This window comes from Sodalis sp. (in: enterobacteria) (assembly GCF_047607725.1).
In the GTDB taxonomy this organism is placed as follows: domain Bacteria; phylum Pseudomonadota; class Gammaproteobacteria; order Enterobacterales; family Enterobacteriaceae; genus JBLKSS01.
The window spans coordinates 1-3,072 of record NZ_JBLKSS010000323.1 but is presented as its reverse complement, the minus strand read 5'-3'; the positions used below and the strand labels follow the sequence as shown (position 1 = coordinate 3,072).

3 protein-coding genes and 2 pseudogenes are annotated in these 3,072 nt (G+C 62.8%); 1 reads left to right on the top strand and 4 read right to left on the bottom strand.

Going from position 1 to position 3,072, the window contains the following annotated elements:
* On the top strand, positions 1-282 hold a 282-nt coding region (locus ACMX3H_RS19235), incomplete at its 5' end, for a transposase domain-containing protein (protein ID WP_415211910.1).
* 22 nt (positions 283-304) lie between these two features.
* Here ACMX3H_RS19235 and ACMX3H_RS19230 read toward each other — a convergent pair.
* The 4 genes and pseudogenes from ACMX3H_RS19230 to ACMX3H_RS19215 form a co-directional block, all read right to left on the bottom strand.
* Positions 305-493, bottom strand: a pseudogene (locus ACMX3H_RS19230) (SelT/SelW/SelH family protein); the annotation flags it as partial.
* 133 nt (positions 494-626) lie between these two features.
* A complete protein-coding gene (locus ACMX3H_RS19225) occupies positions 627-1,853 on the bottom strand; it encodes a hypothetical protein (RefSeq protein ID WP_415211909.1) in 1,227 nt (408 codons plus the stop codon).
* Positions 1,854-1,865: 12 nt separating this feature from the next.
* Positions 1,866-2,519: an ArnT family glycosyltransferase gene (locus ACMX3H_RS19220; RefSeq protein ID WP_415211908.1), complete on the bottom strand. Its 654-nt coding sequence runs from the start codon at positions 2,517-2,519 to the stop codon at positions 1,866-1,868.
* A gap of 215 nt (positions 2,520-2,734) precedes the next feature.
* A pseudogene (locus ACMX3H_RS19215) lies at positions 2,735-2,932 on the bottom strand (iron ABC transporter ATP-binding protein); the annotation flags it as partial.
* Between the last annotated feature and the right edge of the window lie 140 nt (positions 2,933-3,072).

Here is a 3,072-nt window from a genome sequence, read left to right as displayed (position 1 = left end):
GCGTTGTGCTACTACGCCGGCGATGGCTGGGCGGAGATCGACAATAATATCGCTGAAAACGCGCTGCGGGTAATAAGCCTGGGTCGCAAGAACTATCTGTTCTTCGGTTCGGATAGCGGCGGCGACCGGGCGGCGCTGATATATACGCTGATCGGCAGTTGCAAACTGAACGGTGTGGAGCCGGAAGCGTATCTGCGCCATGTGCTGGCGATTATCGCGGATCATCCCATCAACAAAATCAAAGAGCTCCTGCCGTGGAACCTCACCATCCCTGCTGAATAACTGTCAATACGGCGCTGGGCGTACGCTTACCGCACAGAAGCGCGTCGTTAACGGTGATTTGGTAAATGCCGCCCGTGCCCGGCACCAAATTTACCGAGGACAGGTCGGCGCCGAACGTTTGCAGCAGATCCTGGGCCATCCAGGCGGCGCGCAGCAACCAGTTACACTGGGAGCAATAGTGGTGGATAGACACGACGAAGGGCGGATGCATGGGCACAACATCATAACGGAAACCTGCACTATCATTGATGCGCGCGGCGCCGCTGTCAAAGCGCGCGGGCGGCCCCTTGCCCGTCCTGGCTCTATCGCCTGCCGCCGTGCTGCGCCTTCGTAACCGTCTTACCTTAGGCGGGCTGCCGTAGTGCAAGGGGTACCGCGGCAGGGGCGGCATGCCCATCGTCGCGCCGGCCGCGATAAAGAATAAACAGACGATCGTCCACCGGGCGCTGACCGGACCAGATCCGCCGCCAGGCCGGCGCCGGTGGCGCGATGCGCACTTCCCGCGCCTGCTGCACCAGCAGATAATCGCAGCCGAGCGCGGCCTCATTGAGGTGCCCCGGTTCCCCCTGGCCCGAATGGCCGGCATAAATACGTCGGCCCGCCACGCCGGTCAAATAATGCAGCATACCGAGCTCCGATTCGCCCAGGCCGTCGGTCGCCAGGCAGTGAGGTGACGTCAGCAGCGGTCGCAGCTGCGCGAAGGGCTGATGATAACTGCGCGCCGCGTCCAGCCAGGGCAGCAATAACAGCAGCGCGACGCTCCAGACGGCGGTCATGCTGGCGGCCCAGGAGCACAACAAATCCGGCTTACGGCGGTAGGTCACGCCGGCCCACAGCGCCAGTACCAAGCAGGCAAGCCCGAGACTGGGCCCGTCGGGGATAAGCCAGAAGGGAGCGGGCAACTGGCTATCGATATTGGGCCAAAGCCCATGCAGGAGGCGCGGCGTGCCGGCGTGGTATAACTGCAGCGCGGTGACGACGATGACCAGCAGCAGCAAAAGAAACAACCCGTCGAGCGCGCGGGCCGCCAGCCGGTGCCTCGGCTGGCCTGCCGGCAGCAGCCCAAGCGCCAGCATCGCCATGGCGGGCAAGAACGACATCAGGTAGATATCGCGCATCGATCCCGATGACAGCAGCGTCGCTAGGCCGACCGCCAGATAGACCGCCGCCACGCCCCGCGCCGGATACCGGCGGAAGACCACCCCCAGCGCGCGCCCTTCAAGGCGCAGCGACCGCGCGCGGCGCGCTAGCGCGACAAGGCCGGTCATCGCGCCTTTCACCAACAGCAACGAGGCGGGCGCTCCGGCCAGCACAACGGCATATAGCCTGTCCAGCAGCGGGTTATCATGGCCACCGAGTGAGGTAAAGCCGGCAAACCGCCCGATGTTATTGACCCGGGACCACTCATAAAACAGGTCTGGCGCCGCGTAATACAGCGCCAGCGGCCAGGGCACCGCAAAGGGCAGCAACGCCAGGCCGGCGCACAGGATAAATGCCACACAGCGCCGTCCGCGCAGCGTCGGCAACCACGGCAGGCAGCAGGCCCAAACCGCGAACAGGACGCCCGGCATCAGCAGCCCTTTCTACAGTAGCGCAATGCCGCTGCCCGCGCCGAAGGCGGCGCCATAGCCCAATGTCCGTTGATAGGACGGCGCGTTCCGGGATGAGACGGCGGCCATCAATGCCGCCAGCGCCACCATCGCGCCCGCCAATTGCCCGAGGTCGGCGGTAAATTTATGAATATGCTCGGCAAGGCCGAGATTGGTCGCCAACAGGGCGATGCCGCAAAAGCGCCAGGCCGGCGCCGAGAGCGTCGGCGGCGAAATTTCGCCGTACAATGTCTTCAGCGCGCGGCAAAACCCCCAGAGCGTGACCCCCAGGCAGACGAGTACCGCCAGGCGCGCCACCTCATGAGGCGCCAGCCACGGGAACAGTCGCACGCATAGCGCCCCCAGCCAGAAAAATAGCGGTGGTTTTTCCATAAAAGGATCGTCGCCGATGTGGGGAATAAGCCAGCGATCGTGGCTGACGGCGTTCCAGGTAATAGCGAAGGAATAGGGTTCATCCGCCTTCCAGGGAAAACGGCCAAAGGTTCCCGCCAGCAGATACGCGGCAAACAGGCCATAGACAGCGGCGCGCAGCGCAGATAAGCGCCATGGCGCGCCTGTCGTCGGTACAAAGCGGGCGACCCGCGATAAACAAAAGCGTAGCGGCAGTGTGAAGCGAAGAAATTTCATGGATGCTGTCGTGACTTATCGTTGTAGCCCGCGGCGCGGGCGTGAATGACGTTGTCGCAAGGGCGCCGCCCTACGAGAGTGCTGTCCCGCCGGGGGCGGAAAAGGGGGGAGTCTAACGTTGCGCCCTTAAACAAGGCCTCACAACGGCGGCGATGGCCGCCTAAGCGGCCAGTTGTCGGTCTGGACGCCGGCCTCAGGCCGGGGAAACGCGGCCGTTACCGATAATACACCGCGACATACTGTCCCTGAATATGCTCGATATGCACCTGGGTGTCGAAAATGGCGGCGATAACCGCCGGCGTCATGATCTGAGCCGGCGACCCGCGATGAAGAATGGCGCCATTTTTCATCGCAATAATATGGGCCGCGTAGGCGGAAGCAAAATTGATATCGTGGATCACCAAGACAATGGTTGCTGGTTCCGGTCACGTCCGATCACTGATTCCGGTCGCCCGATCAGCGATTCCGATTCTGTCCGATCGCTCATCTTCTGTTCCGCCATACTCTGGAGACTTTTAGCTTCCGGGGGTATGGCATGGCACGTAAAAAGAAG

Excerpts from the sequence above, each read along its gene's own strand:
- ACMX3H_RS19225 (WP_415211909.1), bottom strand. The coding sequence starts at position 1,853 with ATGCCGGGCGTCCTGTTCGCGGTTTGGGCCTGCTGCCTGCCGTGGTTG.
- ACMX3H_RS19220 (WP_415211908.1), bottom strand. The coding sequence starts at position 2,519 with ATGAAATTTCTTCGCTTCACACTGCCGCTACGCTTTTGTTTATCGCGG.